The sequence below is a fragment of the Candidatus Paracaedibacter symbiosus genome (genome assembly GCF_000757605.1).
Classification (GTDB): Bacteria; Pseudomonadota; Alphaproteobacteria; order Paracaedibacterales; family Paracaedibacteraceae; genus Paracaedibacter_A; species Paracaedibacter_A symbiosus.
Genome location: NZ_JQAK01000001.1, coordinates 1,237,001 through 1,254,775 on the forward strand (window position 1 = coordinate 1,237,001; position 17,775 = coordinate 1,254,775).

The 17,775-nt window shown below is 40.7% G+C and carries 18 protein-coding genes and 1 tRNA gene; 8 read left to right on the forward strand and 11 right to left on the reverse strand.

Annotation, left to right across the window (positions count from 1 at the left end):
* Positions 1 to 840: 840 nt before the first annotated feature.
* On the reverse strand, positions 841 to 1,953 hold the full coding sequence (locus tag IG80_RS0105680; protein ID WP_032112913.1) for a glutathionylspermidine synthase family protein: 1,113 nt from the start codon (positions 1,951 to 1,953) through the stop codon (positions 841 to 843).
* 14 nt (positions 1,954 to 1,967) lie between these two features.
* On the reverse strand, positions 1,968 to 2,342 hold the full coding sequence (locus tag IG80_RS13180; RefSeq protein ID WP_052046100.1) for a DUF1190 domain-containing protein: 375 nt from the start codon (positions 2,340 to 2,342) through the stop codon (positions 1,968 to 1,970).
* Positions 2,343 to 2,617: 275 nt separating this feature from the next.
* Between IG80_RS13180 and IG80_RS0105690 the strand changes: the two genes are divergently transcribed.
* From IG80_RS0105690 to IG80_RS0105720, 7 genes are all read left to right on the forward strand, one after another.
* The gene (locus IG80_RS0105690) at positions 2,618 to 3,325 is read left to right on the forward strand and encodes an aquaporin (protein WP_032112914.1); all 708 of its coding nucleotides are present in this window, start codon (positions 2,618 to 2,620) and stop codon (positions 3,323 to 3,325) included.
* Between the two features lie 108 nt (positions 3,326 to 3,433).
* Positions 3,434 to 4,924: a CoA-acylating methylmalonate-semialdehyde dehydrogenase gene (locus IG80_RS0105695; RefSeq protein WP_032112915.1), complete on the forward strand. Its 1,491-nt coding sequence runs from the start codon at positions 3,434 to 3,436 to the stop codon at positions 4,922 to 4,924.
* A gap of 13 nt (positions 4,925 to 4,937) precedes the next feature.
* Entirely contained in the window at positions 4,938 to 5,828 is an 891-nt protein-coding gene (gene mmsB / locus IG80_RS0105700; protein ID WP_032112916.1) for a 3-hydroxyisobutyrate dehydrogenase, read from the forward strand.
* A gap of 16 nt (positions 5,829 to 5,844) precedes the next feature.
* A complete protein-coding gene (locus IG80_RS0105705; RefSeq protein WP_052046101.1) occupies positions 5,845 to 6,246 on the forward strand; it encodes a DUF983 domain-containing protein in 402 nt (133 codons plus the stop codon).
* 9 nt (positions 6,247 to 6,255) lie between these two features.
* Positions 6,256 to 6,846, forward strand: coding sequence for a DedA family protein (locus tag IG80_RS0105710; protein ID WP_032112917.1), 591 nt, complete (start codon positions 6,256 to 6,258; stop codon positions 6,844 to 6,846).
* Positions 6,847 to 6,848: 2 nt separating this feature from the next.
* A complete protein-coding gene (gene rpiB / locus IG80_RS0105715; protein ID WP_032112918.1) occupies positions 6,849 to 7,307 on the forward strand; it encodes a ribose 5-phosphate isomerase B in 459 nt (152 codons plus the stop codon).
* Between the two features lie 116 nt (positions 7,308 to 7,423).
* Positions 7,424 to 8,767 (forward strand): Rossmann-fold NAD(P)-binding domain-containing protein, encoded by a 1,344-nt coding sequence (locus tag IG80_RS0105720; RefSeq protein WP_156962054.1) that lies wholly within the window; start codon positions 7,424 to 7,426, stop codon positions 8,765 to 8,767.
* A gap of 95 nt (positions 8,768 to 8,862) precedes the next feature.
* Here the strand turns inward: IG80_RS0105720 and IG80_RS0105725 are convergent, their stop codons facing one another.
* The 5 genes from IG80_RS0105725 to IG80_RS0105745 are packed head-to-tail and all read right to left on the reverse strand — an operon-like array spanning position 8,863 to position 14,146.
* Complete coding sequence (locus IG80_RS0105725) at positions 8,863 to 9,894, reverse strand: bifunctional UDP-4-keto-pentose/UDP-xylose synthase (protein WP_052046103.1); 1,032 nt, start codon at positions 9,892 to 9,894, stop codon at positions 8,863 to 8,865.
* Between the two features lie 2 nt (positions 9,895 to 9,896).
* Positions 9,897 to 10,946, reverse strand: a complete 1,050-nt coding sequence (locus IG80_RS0105730) for a glycosyltransferase (RefSeq protein WP_198027199.1) — start codon at positions 10,944 to 10,946, stop codon at positions 9,897 to 9,899.
* Between the two features lie 2 nt (positions 10,947 to 10,948).
* The gene (locus tag IG80_RS0105735; RefSeq protein ID WP_052046104.1) at positions 10,949 to 12,133 is read right to left on the reverse strand and encodes a DegT/DnrJ/EryC1/StrS family aminotransferase; all 1,185 of its coding nucleotides are present in this window, start codon (positions 12,131 to 12,133) and stop codon (positions 10,949 to 10,951) included.
* A complete protein-coding gene (locus tag IG80_RS0105740) occupies positions 12,117 to 12,491 on the reverse strand; it encodes an SMR family transporter (RefSeq protein WP_032112920.1) in 375 nt (124 codons plus the stop codon). Before IG80_RS0105740 ends, IG80_RS0105735 begins: the two co-directional genes overlap by 17 nt.
* Positions 12,488 to 14,146 (reverse strand): phospholipid carrier-dependent glycosyltransferase, encoded by a 1,659-nt coding sequence (locus IG80_RS0105745; RefSeq protein WP_052046105.1) that lies wholly within the window; start codon positions 14,144 to 14,146, stop codon positions 12,488 to 12,490. The genes IG80_RS0105740 and IG80_RS0105745 overlap by 4 nt, the downstream gene beginning before the upstream one ends.
* A 192-nt stretch (positions 14,147 to 14,338) precedes the next feature.
* Here IG80_RS0105745 and IG80_RS0105750 point away from each other — a divergent pair.
* Positions 14,339 to 14,414, forward strand: a tRNA-Lys gene (locus IG80_RS0105750).
* A gap of 204 nt (positions 14,415 to 14,618) precedes the next feature.
* On the opposite strand, the gene IG80_RS0105755 is transcribed toward IG80_RS0105750, so the two are convergent.
* The 4 genes from IG80_RS0105755 to fabD form a co-directional block, all read right to left on the reverse strand.
* Positions 14,619 to 15,179, reverse strand: a complete 561-nt coding sequence (locus IG80_RS0105755) for a transposase (RefSeq protein WP_032112921.1) — start codon at positions 15,177 to 15,179, stop codon at positions 14,619 to 14,621.
* A 32-nt stretch (positions 15,180 to 15,211) separates the two neighbouring features.
* A complete protein-coding gene (locus tag IG80_RS0105760) occupies positions 15,212 to 15,409 on the reverse strand; it encodes a hypothetical protein (protein ID WP_032112922.1) in 198 nt (65 codons plus the stop codon).
* A 339-nt stretch (positions 15,410 to 15,748) separates the two neighbouring features.
* On the reverse strand, positions 15,749 to 16,510 hold the full coding sequence (locus IG80_RS0105765; RefSeq protein ID WP_052046107.1) for a 4'-phosphopantetheinyl transferase family protein: 762 nt from the start codon (positions 16,508 to 16,510) through the stop codon (positions 15,749 to 15,751).
* On the reverse strand, positions 16,500 to 17,348 hold the full coding sequence (gene fabD, locus IG80_RS0105770) for an ACP S-malonyltransferase (protein ID WP_032112923.1): 849 nt from the start codon (positions 17,346 to 17,348) through the stop codon (positions 16,500 to 16,502). The genes IG80_RS0105765 and fabD overlap by 11 nt, the downstream gene beginning before the upstream one ends.
* Between the last annotated feature and the right edge of the window lie 427 nt (positions 17,349 to 17,775).

Below are 17,775 nucleotides of genomic sequence, written 5' to 3' on the forward strand. Positions count from 1 at the left end.
AATTATTCGGAACATTAGTACTTGTGCTCCTTGGCGTCGGCAGCGCTGTGCTCGCAGCAAGCGTTATTGGTAATTTAGGATCGTATAACTTCGTATAATGTATGCTATACGAAGTTATTACGCTTCCATTTTTTTGAGACGAAAGATGAGTTCCTATTATCTCTGAACTTTGTAACAAAAGAAGCAATATTTACCAATGTTTCATTAGGAAAAGTCTCGATAAGTAAAGAATCAGTAGCTTGGAGATTCCCATTTATACAAAAATTTAGGAAAGGAACAACGAATATAATTTTACTTATTTTCATAAGATTATTCTCTTTTATTATAGTTTATAATAATACAAAATCTAAGAATAAATTGAACAAACCATCCTGTGGATCCGTTTTCTTGGGCTATTCACAGGATATGGTATCAAGAATTAAACTTGGGACTTAGTATCACACATTTATAATACATCTCCCCCCAAAGATCAAGGTGACGACCAGGCTTAACGCCTGACATATGAGGCTCAAAATATTGTAGGATTTCTCCCAAAAAGGGGGGAGTTTGACGAGAAGCAAAGTGGTGTATAGCATATAGCAGAAATTATAGCTGATGATCTATTATGGTTCTTTTGTCCTTTAGCTCAGATAAGTGCACACAGCCTAGTTCAAAATCTTCCTGCTTGAAAAATTGGATTTGCTGTAAAATTAAATTCTTCTTATGACTTTCTCCCCCCTTTCCATATACATGCTTTTTAAAATACTTTTAATTGAAAATGATAGGACCCGCGGAGGACTTACCTATTTGTGGAAGTTGGAAAAATTAGGGGCAGGGTCATGTTGGAATGGTGAACCCCAGCTAAACAAAATAATGCGGCACAAAGCGACTGGCATTCGTGGTGATGGGAGATTTGTCTTCACGAATTCCGATACCCGCCGCTTCCCCTGCGATAATCCATGAGCCGATGACGGGATAGTTGCCTGAAAAGTTTTGTAAAGGGCAGTATTTTTGATAAACGTAGCCCTCAGCACCGTAAGGCCCATCGGTGTTTAAATCCCCCTGGCTGATTTGAATATTAGCGCCTTCTCGACTAAAAAACGGTTTACGAACAAAATCACCTTTAATTTTCTTCGCCTCAAAATCGGCGGGTAAAAGATTAGGATGATCGGGAAATAATTCCCACAAGATCGCTAAAACAGCTTTATTGCTGAGAAGAAGTTTCCAAGCTGGTTCGAGTATCAATGTTTGTGAGTTTATGATATGAGGGCAAAATTCCTCATGCATCATCCATTCCCAGGGGTAAAGCTTGAACAAAGTACAAATGTTTTGGTTGGAAAAGTCCACAAAACCCTGACCATTCCAGCCAACATCTCGCATGTCTAAAAGCTCAGTTTCAAAGCCGGCTTGCATAGCTGTATCACGCAAATAGTTGAGAGTTCCTGCATCTTCCTGGTTATCAAGGATGCCAGCAAAATGAATAGTTGTATTTGAAAAATTAAATCTTGGCCAGGCATCAACCAGTTTTTCATGAATGCTATTAAATTGATCTGCCTCGGGCTTTTTGTCTTGTAACCAGTCCCATTGGACGACAGCGGCCTCCAATAAAGCTGTAGGGGTATCAGCATTATATTCCAATAGCTTAGGGACACCTGTCTCATCCAGTGTTAAATCAAAGCGGCCATAAAGATGTTTATGGTCATTGTGCCAGCTTGCCTCAACCAGATCGATAATGTTTTCTGGGATTTGCATTTCGGCATAGCGTTTTTTGTCAATAATATGTTCAACGGCCACAATGCAAAGTGACTCGAGAGTATGACTCGCATCTTCGATAGTATCAATTTCAGCGGCTGTAAATTCATAAGCTACTGCTTCATCCCAGTAAAGCTCACCATCAATAGTGTGAAAGTGAAAGCCGAGATTTTCACCTTTTTCCTGCCATCCTGTTCGTGGAGATTGGTTGCGTCGTTGCATAGATATTGATGTCCTTATCCACCCGCACTTGAATAACGTTTAGCTTGACCACCAAAACCACCTCTTCTGGTGTTATCTTGCTCGCTGTTAATGGTTGCAGCAGGGGCTGATTTCGGTTGGTTGAACATCGAGCCCAGCATGTAGCCTGCCATCATCGGCATAAAAACGCTGCCACTGCCCGAGGCATGAGGTTGAGCCCCACATTTTCCTTCACCGTGAATTTTTTCGCATTCTTCTTTGCTCATATAGGTTTCGGTTTGAGGAGCATCAAAAGCGGTAGCGGCAGTTTTGTTTGCTTTAGAGCTTTCTGGTTTTTCATCACAGGCAGATAAAAACACCAAAGTAGAGCCAATTAAAACTAGTTTAATAGAGTGTGAGCGTTTCATCATAGAATAATTTTTATGCTAATAGTTGAAGGTTCATAAGGGTATAAGATGACATACCCGAGAAAAATTGTCAAACTTAGCTGTGAAGTTAACTTTAGGTTGATAAAGCAAATGTGTTTCTTCACCCATGGAGAAACGTTAGTTGTACAGAGCCTAGTTGCTAAGTTAACTAAATCTAACAATCCAATCGCCAAATAGTTAATAAGTTCTATTTTTTATTAGGGGGAGTGTTGATTTAACAATACAATTAAATCCATAACTTGTTGTTGGAGGTTGAAATGCAATATGCATGTAGTTCATGTACACGTTACATTGCTGAATTATTCGGAACATTAGTACTTGTGCTCCTTGGCGTCGGCAGCGCTGTGCTCGCAGCAAGCGTTATTGGTAATTTAGGAATAAGTCTTGTCTTCGGGTTGACCGTATTAGTTTTAGTCTATACCATTGGTCCTGTCTCTGGTTGTCATATTAACCCGGCGATTTCACTAGGCATGTTATTTCTGGGTAAACTGAGCTTTAAAGATACACTTTTTTATATAATTGCGCAGTTGATTGGCGCTGCGATCGGTGCGTGGCTGGTTTATTATATTGCCAGCGGTAAACTAGATCATACCGTCATTACTACTTTAGCCGCTAATGGGTATGATGAGCATTCGCCAGGTAAATACAGCATGATGGCAGTAGGTGTTACAGAAGCTGTGATGACAGCGCTACTGTTGTTGGTTGTTTTTGCAACAACCACAGAAAAATTTGCTGCAGGTTTTGGTGGTATCGCGATCGGGTTGGCCCTTGTGGTGATCCACTTAGTGAGTCTGCCGATCAGCAATACCTCTGTCAACTTTGCGCGCTCCTTTGGATCCGCTGTTATTGAGCAAGGATGGGCTTTGCATGAACTATGGCTGTTTGGCGTTGCCCAACTCATAGCAGTCGTGATTGCCGTCGTTCTGTATAAAATATTTTTTTGTGTTGCCTCCCGGTCTTCATAAAAAATTTACTATATAATAAAAGAAAGCCCTGATTCACAGCGGGGCTTTTCTTTTGCCTAAAAAGCTGTTCAAATTAAGTAAAGTTATATTTAACTGGCTTAACATCGTATGACTCTAAAGCTTTCCCATTTTATCGCCGGCGAATTTTATGAAGGTCATCCCATCCGGGTGGCCCCAATTATTAATCCTTCAACTGAATCAGTCATTAAAGAAGTGGTTTATGGATCTGCAAAAGATGTGGATCATGCGACAAAAGCCGCTGCAGATGCCTTTCCTGAATGGGCGGCAACTCCTCCCGCCGCACGCGCAAAAGTTTTGATGAAATGGCGGGTTTTAATTGAACAACACCTTGACCAACTTGCTGATGTGATTGGAGCAGAACATGGTAAAAGCAAAGTGGAGGCAATTGGGTCTATCACGAGAGGAACAGACGTTCTAGAATATGCCTGCGGAATTCCAAGTTCGCTGATGGGTGATTACAGTGCTAATGTCGGACGGCAGATAGATTCTTATTCAATGCGCCAGCCTTTAGGTGTAGTGGCTGCAATCACGCCCTTTAACTTTCCCGCAATGATCCCCTTGTGGATTTGTTCTGTGGCGATTGCCTGTGGCAACACAGTTGTGTTGAAGCCGTCCGAGCGCAATCCTTCTTGCGCCATATTGTTAGCCGAATTAGCCATTAAAGCGGGTTTACCTAAAGGGGTCTTTAACGTAGTTCATGGGGCTAAAGAAACGGTGAATGCGCTGTTAGAGCATCCAACGATTCAGGCGATTAGCTTTGTTGGTCAGACGGCCACGGCAGAATATATTCAAAAAACCGCCATCGCTAATGGCAAACGAGTGCAGGCTTTTGGAGGTGCCAAAAACCATGCGTTGGTAATGCCTGATATAGATTTAGAGTCGACTACGGATGCCATTTTAGGCGCGGCTTATGGCTCAACAGGTGAGCGATGCATGGCCATCTCAGCTGTGATTGCTGTGGGAGATACAGTTGCCGATCAATTGATTGAACAGCTAACCCCTAAGATTAAAGCCCTTAAAATTGGATGTTATACCGAAGGGGCAATGGAAATGGGGCCTCTCATCACTCAAGAGCATAAACAAAAGGTTTTAGCTTATATTGAAGCTGGAGTGACTCAAGGGGCAAAACTTGTTGTTGATGGCCGATCCAGTTCCATTCCAGACAAGGGATATTTCCTGGGAGGATGTCTATTTGATCAGGTAACACCTCAGATGAGCATTTACCGGGAAGAGATTTTCGGTCCTGTGCTTGTGGTGATGCGTGTCCGTTCTTATGAAGAAGGGTTGAGCCTCATCAATCAACACCAATATGCCAATGGTGTTGCGATTTTCACGCGCGATGGCGACACCGCAAGGGATTTTTGTGCGCGTGTCCAAGTGGGAATGGTGGGGGTTAATGTGCCAATCCCGGTTCCTGTGGGATATCATAGCTTTGGGGGCTGGAAGCGTTCTAATTTTGCTGACCACGGGATGCATGGGATGGAGGGCGTACGCTTTTTCACTAAACTTAAAACGATTACCAGTCGTTGGCCTTCGGGTATTCGTCAGGGAGTCGACTTTTCTTTGCCCACTTTGTAATTAGGATATTCTCATGAAAAAAATTGGATTTATCGGTCTGGGACACATGGGATTGCCAATGGTGCAGAACCTCCTCATGGCTGGGTACCAAGTCTGGGTGTATGACTTAGCACCTCAAGTCATTCAAGAATGTCTGGTAGCAGGTGCTCTCGCGACTGCAAGCGCAAGGGAGGCGGCTATTGGACGGGATGTGGTGATTACGGCTCTTCCGGAGGGAAAACATGTGCGAGCAGTTTATTTGGGGGAGGAGGGGCTGCTTCAGAACGTTAAACAATCAACCTTGTTTATTGATTGCTCCACCATTGATATTGCCACGTGCCAAGAAGTGCATGAGTTGGCCGAAAGACAAGGTCACCGGTTGCTTGATGCCCCTATGTCAGGGGGGGTGATGGGGGCAAAAAATGCCACCCTCACTTTTATGGTGGGAGGGACGGACACTGATTTTGATGCCGCATTACCTCTCTTGCAAGCAATGGGAAAAAACATCTTTCATGCGGGGGCTGCAACCCATGGCCTCGCGGCAAAGATCTGTAATAACCTAATGCTGGGAATTCAGATGATTTGTACCTCTGAGGCCTTTAATTTGGCTGAAAAATTGGGTCTGGATGCCAAAAAACTTTATGAAATTTCGTCCGTTTCTTCAGGTTATAGTTGGAGTCTCAATGTTTATTGTCCTGCACCTGGCGTGCTACCCCAATCACCAGCGACCAACGATTATAAGCCAGGGTTTACGGCCAACATGATGTTAAAAGATTTAAAATTAGCGACAGCCGAGGCATTAGATGCCAACGTTCCAGTCCCCTTAACGGGTCACGCTCAACAACTCTATCAAGATTTTTGTGCGACAGATGGACAGTTGGATTTTTCCGGCATTATCTGCTATTTAAAGTCATTAAGTTTATAATTAGGGGATCACTTTGATGTTTTGGCGTTTATTAAAGCTGGGAACGATGAAGAGATGCCCAAACTGTGGCCATTCTCCTTTATTTAATGGCTATTTAACGGTTCGCCCTATATGTGATGGATGTGGTTTGGATTTTCAAACAATTAGGTCTGATGATATGCCAGCCTACTTTACCATTGCTATTGTCGGACATTTGTTATTACCGTTGATTTATTGGATGGAAGTAAATTACCATCTCTCAATGGGGTTGCACTTTAGTATTTGGTTGCCGGCAACGATCATTTTGACTTTGGGAATGCTGCCATCGATTAAAGGGATCGCGATGGGAATAGTATGGTATACTCTACCCAAACAACCTTCTGAAGTAAGAACGCGAAAGCGCCATAAGTTAACTGACAAGAAAAACTATAAAAACTAAGGTATTTTCATGGAACATCTGATTGAGTGGATTCAAACTTGGGGTTATGCCGTCGTCTTATTGGGAGCAATGATTGAAGGTGAAAGTGTCATTTTAACGGCTTGCGTAATGGCCTACCTCGGTTATCTATCGCTTCTCAAAGTGGTGATCATTGCGTTTTTAGGCACATTAATTGCCGATCAGATTTTGTATTATGTTGGCCGTCATTATGGTGGGCGGATTTTAGACCGTTATCCTAAAATGCGCGCTCCTGCCGAAAAAGCATTCCAGTTGCTCCATAAGTGGGATATTTGGTTTATTTTAAGCTTCCGCTTTATTTATGGTATTCGGATGATTAGTCCCGTCGTGATAGGCAGCGCTGGTATTCCCCCCAGTCGTTTTATTCCTCTTAACTTTATAGCTGCTGTTGTATGGACAGCCATTAGTTGTACTGGCGGTTATTTACTTGGTGGAATTATTGAGGCCATTGATTTTAAAGTGATCGAAAAATATATCGCTTTATTCTCTATCCTATTACTGGTCATTTTGATGAGTCTTGGCTATCTTGCGTGGAAAAAGTTGCACAGCCCAGCTCAGCTCCCAAAAGATGAGGAAAAGTAGTTATGTCTGTCAAAAAGTTAGCGATTGCGAGTGATCATGCAGGGTTTTCTCTCAAGCAAGTGTTGATTGACTTGGCCAAAAACATGGGGTTTATGGTCGAAGATCTTGGGGTTGATGAAAAAACTGCCTCAGTTGATTATCCAGATTACGGTATTAAAGCTATAAAATCTGTTTTAGCAGGGGAGTCAACTTTTGCCGTTCTGTTATGCGGTACAGGGATTGGGATGTCGATTTTAGCCAATCGCTTTCCCGAAATTAGAGCTGCCGTTTGTCACACAGAATTTGAAGCAGAAGTTGCGCGCAAACACAATAATGCCAATGTCCTTTGTTTAGGAGGTCGTGTGATTGGTGAAGAAATCGCCACGCGATGTTTGAAGGTATTTCTTGAGACAGAGTTTGAAGCTGGTCGCCATCAACGTCGCTTAGATAAATTGGCCAAGCTTTATCAAACTCACCAATAATTGGGCGCTGAGGAAAGACGGTAGCGATATATTTTGACAACGCTGGAGTAAACTTGTTTATTTTTTTATTTCAAATCTTGCGATCTTTAAATATATCTTTTTTAAACATATCTTTAGTGCGATTGGGCCAATACCTAACGCTTCATTTAATTAGCCTCTTTATCCTTATCATAATCTTGAATGAGGGGGATCTTACCAATTTTTCCCTGACTTATCAGGCAAAAGTTTGTGGTATTTCTGTGCTGCTGTTTGTGGGTACAAGCCTTTTTGTGGCTGAGTCATCACATCTGCAACAACTGAAGAATTGGCAGTATGCTGCCTCGATTGCCAGTATCAGCAATCTTATTTTTTTGCCGTTATTAAAGATTATCAGCCAAAAAGAGTCTTTATCACTTTGGTTACCTGCCTTGGTAATGCTTTGTTTTGTGGGATTGTGGGGATTGACCTTTAGGTCAAAAACACTATGGAAAGCGTTATTAAAGCTACGTCCACAACCGGCAGCCTCCTTTCATACTCCGTTAACAGAACACCCAAATGATTTTTTCAGTGGTAAAACCATTCTTTTACATGGTGCTACCTCTGTCATGGGACGCACTTTTTTGGCTCGAATAGAAAGTTACAAACTGCAAAAATTATTGCTATTAGACAATGACCTTATACAGTTAGAAATGCTGATTGAAGAGCTTGGTAAGGCATATCCAGAATTAGAAACCCATCTTTTTTCAAGCGTTACTCTTACTCAACAGACTGTCAAATCTATATTTAATAGCTATAAGCCCGATATTGTTCTGGATTTTGGACGCTATTTTTGTTCTCCAACCGCCGATGGTGGGTTGGCGTCTTTCCTTAAAATAAATGCTCTTATTCCCTACTGGTTGGTAAATAATGCATATCAAAGTGGCACAGCACTTATGTTAAGCCTACAGCCTGAATTGATTGGAAAAGATAAAATTGCTCAAGAGTCTCAGGATGCTTTAACCACAGTTTTTCAGCAACTTGATTCCTCAAAATTGCGAGTCGTTATGGTGCAAACCCCCTTGTTAGTCGATGATTCTGGTGTATTGTGGTATGCTCGTCAGTTACATAAATTGGCAATCAAACAAACGGTGTGTGTTCAAGCACCCCAGTTCTTAACAGATATAGTTGACCTTGGGAAATATCTGATCTGTAATCCTGTGCATCATGGGTCGGTGTGGCATCCTCTGTTTGCCAAAAAACTTAGTTTTAATGGATTAAAAACTATTCTTAAAACGCACCCTGGCGATTTATCAAACCACCTTGCTCTTATCCCGGATAGCAAGGTTCAAGCAAAAAATTTGATAACGACAGATCACTCTCGGTTGGCGATAATTACACGCGAATTTCTTTCTGTCTCAGAAGCTGACGCTTATTTTCACAAGCTTGAAACGGTGCTGCAGGAAAACCCATCCGACGTGGAGGCTCATTTAAATGCAGCATAAAATGAGAGTCGTCAAAGAATTGAAGAGCGCTTTTGAGATCAGTTTTGTTGCGTTCCTCATTTCCTTAAATCGATTTTGGGTATCGTGCACAGAACCTATGCTTCGCGTTTACCCAAATGATGATCAAGAGTGTGGCGCAGCGCTGTCTCTAAATCAACCTTAGGGATCCAATTCAGATGAGTTTTTGCATTTTCGATGGAGGGTACGCGGAACCCAAGATCTTGATATCCAGCCCCATAATACTCTTGTGCTGAAGTATTAACGATTTTCACAGCTTCTGCTAAATGACAATGATGCGGATATTCTTTCACCAAACGCACCAAGGTTTCTGCTAATTCTTTGACAGAAATATCGTTGTTGGGATTGCCAATGTTAAAAATCTTTTGTGAAGCAACCTTACCCTTATTTTCAATGATTTTGATTAAAGCATCGATGCCATCATCAATATAGGTGAAGGAGCGTCGCTGATTGCCATTATCCACAAGGTGAATTTCCCCGTGGTATAAAATATTACTGATAAATTGAGTGACAACCCTGGAGCTTGCTCCCTTTTTGGCATCAAGGCGATCCAACTTTGGTCCCAACCAATTGAAAGGTCTAAAAAGAGTATAATCAAGGTTGTCTTGTTCGCCATAAGCATAGATGACACGGTCCATCATTTGCTTGCTACAAGAATAAATCCAACGTTGTTTATGGGTTGGGCCCAGAACAAAGGGGCTTGTTTCCTCGTTAAACTCAGTATCGGGACACATCCCGTAAACTTCAGAAGTAGACGGGAAAATCACTCGTTTTTTATATTTTACACAAAGGCGAACAATCTCAAGATTAGCTTCAAAATCAAGTTCAAAAACACGCAATGGTTGCTTCACATAGAGTGCCGGATTCGCAATGGCGACTAAGGGAAGAATGACATCACACTGTTGCACTTGATGTTCCACCCATTCTTTATGAAGAGTGATGTCACCTTGGCTAAAATGAAAACGGGGATGATTAAGACAGTCTTGTAAATTGTCTTGCGCCATATCCATGCCGTAAATTTCCCAGTCTTTTTGCTGTAAAATTAATTCTGATAAACGACTACCAATAAAACCATTGACGCCTAAAATAAGGGTTTTTTTGTGAGTCATGCTTATTCGCCTTTTTCTTCAAGGATTTCTTTAATGAGGAAGCGTGGTCGATGCCGAACAACTTGATAAATCCTCCCCACATATTCGCCAACGATACCAATCCCTGTAATAGCGACGCTGACCAAGAAAAACAGAACAGAAAATAAAGTAAAAAGACCTTCTGCTTCTGGCCCAATGATTAAGCGACGTCCAATTAAATAGGCAACAAGTAGGCCACTCAACGCGGATACTAAAAACCCAAATACCGTAAAGATTTGCAATGGAGCCATGGAAAATCCAGTAAACAAATCAAAAGTTACGCGTACAAGTTTATAAATATCGTATTTAGATTCCCCTTCAAATCGAGCCTGATGCACCACGGGGATTTCAATAGGATTGGAGGCATAAATATATCCTAATACAGTCACAAAAGTTGATGATTCAGCTGATTGGGCAATTAAATCCACAATGCGACGACTATAGGCCCGGAACATACATCCCTGATCGCGAATTTTGATGCCTGTCGCCTTGGATCGTAGCCAATTCATAAATTTAGAAGGGAGAGTCCGTAGTAAAAAGGAGTCGTCTCTGCCATCGCGATAACTCCCGACATAGTCATGTCCCGCCTCAAAAGCTGCCAATAATTTTGGAATTTCTTCAGGAGGATTCTGCATGTCAGCATCCATATTGACAATAATTTGTCCACGAACCCGTTCAAAAGCGGCCATGATTGCCATGTGTTGACCAAAGTTACCGTTAAACTCAATCACGCGGATCTGATGGGGACGACGGTCGTGAAAATCACGCAAAATTTCAGAAGTCTGATCCTTGCTCCCATCGTTAGTAAAGAGGATTTCGTAGGGTTTCCCAACGTTGTCCATCACTGAGGTCAACCGTTGATATAAACTTTCAAGACAAGCTTCTTCATTATAGACTGGAATGACAACAGAAACGTAAACGTCATTATTGGCTATTGGTGATGCCCCCTTTTTGGAGACTGACCTTGTTGCTTTAAGAGCTGCCTTGGTTGTTGTTTTTTTTGCCGGGTGTATCGCCATCTTTTCAGCCATCATAGTTACCTTTTATTAAAAATATACTGCATCGCGGTGATCACGCGATTTTGGTCCTGTTGCGTCATAGAAGGGAACAGCGGTAAACTTGTTACATGATTGCCAATATGCTCTGCAGCTGGAAAATCACCTATTTTATAACCATAGGCTTCTTGATAATAGCTGAATGAATGCACTGCGGGATAATGGAGTCCCGTTCCAATATTATGCTCTTTCATCTTTGCCATAAATTCATCGCGGCTAAGGCCACACTTAGCTGTATTAATCAATGGGGCAAAAATGTGCCATGAATTAAAATGCTCGTAAGCCGGTTTTTGCGGTAAAATAATTTCTTCCCAGCCTTGGAATTGCTCGTAATACCGATTAACCAAGGTTTGGCGCTTTTGATTGCCTGCATCCAATTGTGCCAACTGGTCTAAGCCAATACTTGCTTGCAAGTCAGACATATTGCATTTATAGCCTGGCAAAACAACATCAAAATGTTGCGACCCACCTTTGCTATAACGATTCCAGGCATCACGATCAATGCCATGGAACCGCATACGGCCAATTTTATCAGCAAAGGTGTTATCATGGGAAGTAATACATCCTCCCTCCCCAGTTGTCATATTCTTGGCTGGGTGGAAACTAAACACTTGAATATCTCCAAAGCTACCGATCTTTTTCCCTTTATATTCACTGCCAATCGCATGGGCAGCATCTTCAATAACGCGTAAATTATACTTTTTGGCAAGAGCATAGAGGGGATCAAGATCGACAGGTAATCCGGCAAAATGGACGGGCATAATCACCTTCGTTTGAGAGGTGATTTTTGCTTCAATCTGCTTGACATCAATATTATAAGTTCCTGGTTCAACATCGATTAAAACAGGTTTTGCCCCACATAAAGCGATCACATTTAAAGTCGCCACAAACGTCATCGGTGTTGTGATGACCTCATCGCCAGGACCAACATCAAGAGCCAGTAAAGCCAGATGCAATCCTGCTGTTGCTGATGTCACCAACTGAGCATGAGGCGCTTTCAAATAATCCTGTAGACTCTGTTCTAACAATTGAACTTTTGGTCCAGTGGCAATCCACCCTGAGCGTAAACACTCAACCACGTCAGCAATCGTTTGCTCACTAATAGAAGTGCGAACGAACGGTAAATACTCGTGATTTTGTGAGAGTGATTTAACTTCTTGAGACAATGTAGACTCCTACAATAATAACGCAAATTCCCAAAATTCGACTTAATGAAAAGGTTTCATTAAGAAGGAAATAACTCATAAAAGGTGTAATAATATAACCCATGCTGAGTAATGGATAAGCTAAACTTACTTCCATACGCGAGAGAACAACAAGCCACAAAATAAAGCTTAAACCAAATAAAAACAAGCCAATAATAATATTGGGATTCACCGCAGCTTTCAAACCAACGGTCACCAAATTGTCCGCATTAATCTCAAAATGGCCAATACTATTTATGCCCATTTTAAGAAGTAATTGTGACGCGACATTTAAAAAAACGCAGATGCAAACTATAAAATAAGGATGTGTTGTTATCATTTTTTATTTGTAACTAAAATATATTTATTTTGCTCACCAATCCGCTTAAACTCAGATAATTCATTTTCTGCAAAAAAGTTAAAATTATCGGCAGAAAGAATAATATAAAAGATTTGGCCAGACTGACATTGTTGGAAAAAATCTTCAAAAGTAATCATCCATGAAGATGTATCTTCCTGTTCCATTCCAAACATTAACTCACCCGAAGCATAATTGATCACATTAATTTTTTGGTTAAGATAGGGGGCGACATCTTGCATATAGTATTCGATAAGGGCAATTTTATCACCTGGTTGCTTTACTGAAGCAATTTTCATAATGAGATCTTTAGCCGGTCTTATATCAAATTTATTCCATGAAAATTGAACTGTCATCAGAAAACACAGACTTAACACAAAATTCCCCACAATGGCAGCGCGCACTGAAATAAACTTACGCAGCAGCGGAATCATGACGATAAACAGAGATAAAATGATGGTAAGAGAGATAAAATTCGGCATAAAATCAGGCGCCTTTATCATCCCTTTGAAATAGCATATAATCCAAAAAGTGATCATGATAAGACCACTCACCACGCCAGACAAATTAAGAATGACAGAATCACTCCGGCGTCCCTCCCAAATATCCGCCACAGTTTTACCAATCAAGATCGCTAATGGTGGAAAAGCTGGTGTGATATAAGGAATTAACTTTGAGTTAGAGATTGAAAAGAAGGTAAAAATAAATCCCGCCCACACTAATAAGAAGGTGAGATTATTTGGACCTTGTGTTTTGTTTTGCCATAAATCACGTACACTATCCCGCAGGGAGATAAGGAAGTGACCTGTCCACGGAAACCAGCCAAAGATAATAAAAGGAATGAAAAACCATAATGGCTGCGTTCTGTCGTGTACCCCTGTTAGATAGCGCAAAAAATGTTCATGAACAAAATAAAACCAGGCAAATTCAGGATTACGCATGGATACCAAGATATGCCAGGGCGCAGCAACAGCTAAAAATAATAAAATACCCCAAGGCTTGAAGGCTAAAAGAATTTGGCGATACTGTTGAGTTAAAAGCGCCCACAAAACAATAATTACCCCCGGTATTACAATACCAATTAATCCCTTGGACAACACCGAAAGTGCCGAGCTTATAAAGAAAAGGGCTAAATAAATTGTCTCTTCTTTTTTCGTTTTTGCTCTCGTTGCCAACAAGAAACTATAAAGTGTTGTCGTTAAGAAACATGTCACAGCAACATCAAGGATAACCAATCGACTTATGATATTGAATAAGGTAGCACTTGCCAAAATGAGAGCGGCAAAGATGCCAGTCCGTCTTGAAGAAAGTTTACTCCCCACAAAATAGGTTGCTAAACAGGTGAGTAACCCCAATAATGCCGGCCAAAAGCGCAACGCCCATTCTTCAACACCAAATAATTTGATTGAGGCTGCTTCAAACCAATACATAAGCGGTGGTTTTTCAAAATATTTAATGCCGTTAAGACGTGGGGTTACATAATCGCCGCTCACGACCATCTCGCGTGGAATTTCAGTATAACGTCCTTCATCGGGTACTGATAATGGCCGTGTTCCTAAAAACATCCCAAAAAACAAGCTGATAATTAAACTTAAAAACAGGATGTCTTTTAAAATGATCTTATAAGTTGATCTCATTCTGTCTATTTCACAACATTAAGGGTCGTTCGTATTTTTGTCACCATACAGAAAACAGCAAAACAAATCAATCATCCATAAAAAATTCTATAAAGCTTTGACAAAACAAAAAGTTGTAAAATAGTCTGAAAAAATCTATTATTTTTTGATCGACATCGATAACAAAATTTGTTATTACTCACTGTGTCTTTGGGGCGCTTAGCTCAGTTGGTAGAGCAGCTGACTCTTAATCAGCGGGTCGCAGGTTCGAATCCTGCAGCGCCCACCAAGAAATCCTTGGGTTTTCCCGATAAAATATCAAGTAGGAGAAAATCTCTAGGTAGCAAATAGGTAGCACGGTAGCGTCATCAACTATGTATGTAGAGCTTTAAGTTTAGCATTAGCAATGATGACGATTTTACGCATAAGGGCCGTCAAAGCGACCATTTTCTTCTTCCCTCTGGCAATTAACCGATCATAAAAAGGCTTAATTTTAGAGTTGTATCGACTGGCAGAAATCGTTGCCATGTAAAGAGCACAGCGTACTATTTTTCTTCCATTTCCATGATCCGCTTTCTCTAGTGTGAGGGGCTACTCCTACTAATGCGGCTATTTCTTTGTTATTAAGTTGACCTAATTCGGGCAATTGAGACAGTAAGATAGATGTACAGACCTTTCCTATTCCTTTTTCAGTGTTGAGAAGGTCTGCTTTTTTCTTTAAGGTAGCTGTTTCATTAATGCAACGCTGGATTTCTTGATCAATGGTTAGAATCTGAGACTTTAAAGAGCCAATATTTTTCTTTATAGACGTTATGATAATTGGATTATCTTGGTATTCTAAATATTGTTTTTCCAGACGTATTAAATTAGTTACTTGAGTGCGTCGCTGAACCCAGAGTCTTAAGTCATTCAAGATTAAGGTAGCCCCTATCGAGGTCAATTTAGGTTGCATTTTAAGCCCATAGTCTGCTAAAAGAGCTGCATCAATGAGGTCTGTTTTGGCAATTACCCCTTTAGCATGGGCGAATTTTTTGACCTGGAGAGCGTGAACCATAGAAAAAGGAACTCCGTTTTCGCCAAGAAAGCCTAATAATTTTTTTCATACCCTCCACTCGGTTCAAAAACAATGCAATCTACCGGGTTTTTCTTAAAAAAACTAATCAGCAGCTTTAATCCGTGAGCATTATTTTGATAACGCTGAGTCTGCTTAAGGGTTGAGTGATAAAGATCCAGATACTGTTTTGATATATCAATTCCAATAGTTGCAGTAAAAGTAATAGTCATGTCATAATCCTACTTGTCTACGAGCATACAAGCTCAACCAACTGTTCGATAAATAGACGAAGAAGGGACAATTCACTCTATGTTACGGTTATGAATAACCGAGTTGATAACGAATATGCCCCCTCGATTAGAGAGGAACGGCCGTTCCTCTCTAATCATCAAGTTACCTTGATAAGTATTATCTTACAGGATTTTAAACAGACAAGTTGATGACGGGGCCATTAAAATCAGTATGTTACAGGCGCATTTGTCAAAAATACGTCATTCTCCGGCGGAAACCCTACTCCATCTGATAATAATGGGAGCCTTGACCGAAGAACATTAAAATAATAGGCTTTCTCATGTAAGAAGCCTTCCTAAGATTTTTTGTATGGCTCTAATATCAAGGGCTAGATATGTCTTTTGGGGATAGACAAGAGAGCAGACTGCTGTATCTAAGAAAAAGGAAAGCGCTTTATACTGTTTGAAATTTTTAAAATAGCTTATTGCAAAATTTTCTTGATATTTAATTTTTTCCACTTCTAAAAGTTCAAAGGGTACCATAAGGCCGCATTTCAGTACTTTTGATAAAGCTTCTTTGACAGTCCACAGAAATGTCAGTTGTACTGCTTTATTATCAGAAAATAAAAAAGCTAGCTGCTGTTCATTTGGTGATAATTGGGTTTTTATTGTAGCTACTTTGCTCGGACAGATTGCTTCTACATCAATGCCCATAGGATGAGCTTCTGGAAAAGCAAGAGCCGCTCCTAGAATATCCGTATGGCTAATGCTTACTTGTATATTGTCATGACTTAAGTAGCTGACAATGGGTTGATGGAAAACGCCAGTTTCAATCAATACTTGTGTAGAATTATTGAGATTTTTATAAGCAGAAATTGCCTGTTTGGCGCAATAACGTCCTAATAAATAGCTATATTGACGTTTGGGGTAAAGGAGAGTGGCTAAATAATCTTGCTCTTTTGGATGAAGAAAATCACGATGCGTAGCGATTAATTGCTGAACATTGATTTGACTTAAACAGAGCCCCCCTCTCAGGACACAATTCTGGCTTTGTAAGATCAAAGGAAAAGTGTAAGTTGGTAGAGATAAGTTATTTCCCATTTTTAATACGTTGTACTAATCCGGTGAGTACTGTTCCAGGCCCCATTTCTTCAAATTCTGTTTCGCCTTGGCCGAGCAAGTAATCAATGCTTTCTGTCCAACGTACTGAATTAGTTAATTGCTGCACAAGGTTTGCACATATATCGTTGGCAGCGTAAGGCCTTGCCGTATAGTTCGCAATCACTGGAATTGTAGGGGGAGCAAATCTGAATTTTTTTAAGAAACCTTCAAATTGTTCTTGAACAGGACGCATGTGGGGAGAATGGAAAGCGCCACTGACTTTTAAAGGAATGACCATCAGAGCGCCAGCTTGTTCACACAACCCTTGCGCTCGTTCAATGTCCTCTTTTTGACCAGAAATTACAATTTGAGTATGAGAGTTATCATTAGCAATTGCTATGTTTGCAAGATTATGCTGTTCCAAGATCATTTTTATGCTATCCGCTTTCAAGCCTATCACAGCTGTCATAGCTCCGTTTGTAACTTGGTGCATCAATTTACCACGCTCCTTAACGAGTTTTAACCCTGTTTCAAAGTCAAAGACACCCGCAGCTAGTAAAGCGTTATATTCTCCCAGGCTATGGCCAGCCAAAAATTTAGGGGTTATCTTGGTTTCTTGTGCTTTTTTAAGGCAAGTAAGGGCGTTAACAGTATAGAGAGCCGGCTGTGTATAATAAGTTTGATTGAGTTGCTGCTGGGGATCTTCTAAACAAAGAGTCTGGATAGAGTAGCCTAAAATACTATTGGCTTTTGCAGTAAGCTCTGGAAATTCAGAAAAGAGTTCACGGCCCATCCCTTTAATCTGTGACCCTTGTCCTGGAAAAATATAAACGCTCATTGAATAATCTCCTCGAGAAATTGGACGATGATTTTTTAATCACCGATTTTTTAATCACTCTGGTAAAAAAATAGCTTGTATTTTTAAAAAAATTATCTTACATGCTTTTTTATAGATGATTTATAGAGAAAGTAAAGGGTATGTTTCAATGTTTGTAATTATCCCTTTTATGTTATGCGGGGAAGCCGAGATTTTAAAGATGATTATGGCTTAACGCATGCCTACCTTGCAGGTGCAATGTACAAAGGAATTCATCGCCTGAATTTGTTATTAAGTTAGGACAGAGCGGGCATCGTAATAACTTCGTATAGCATACATTATACGAAGTTATACGAAAATTAGTTACTTGAGTGCGTCGCTGAACCCAGAGTCTTAAGTCATTCAAGATTAAGGTAGCCCCTATCGAGGTCAATTTAGGTTGCATTTT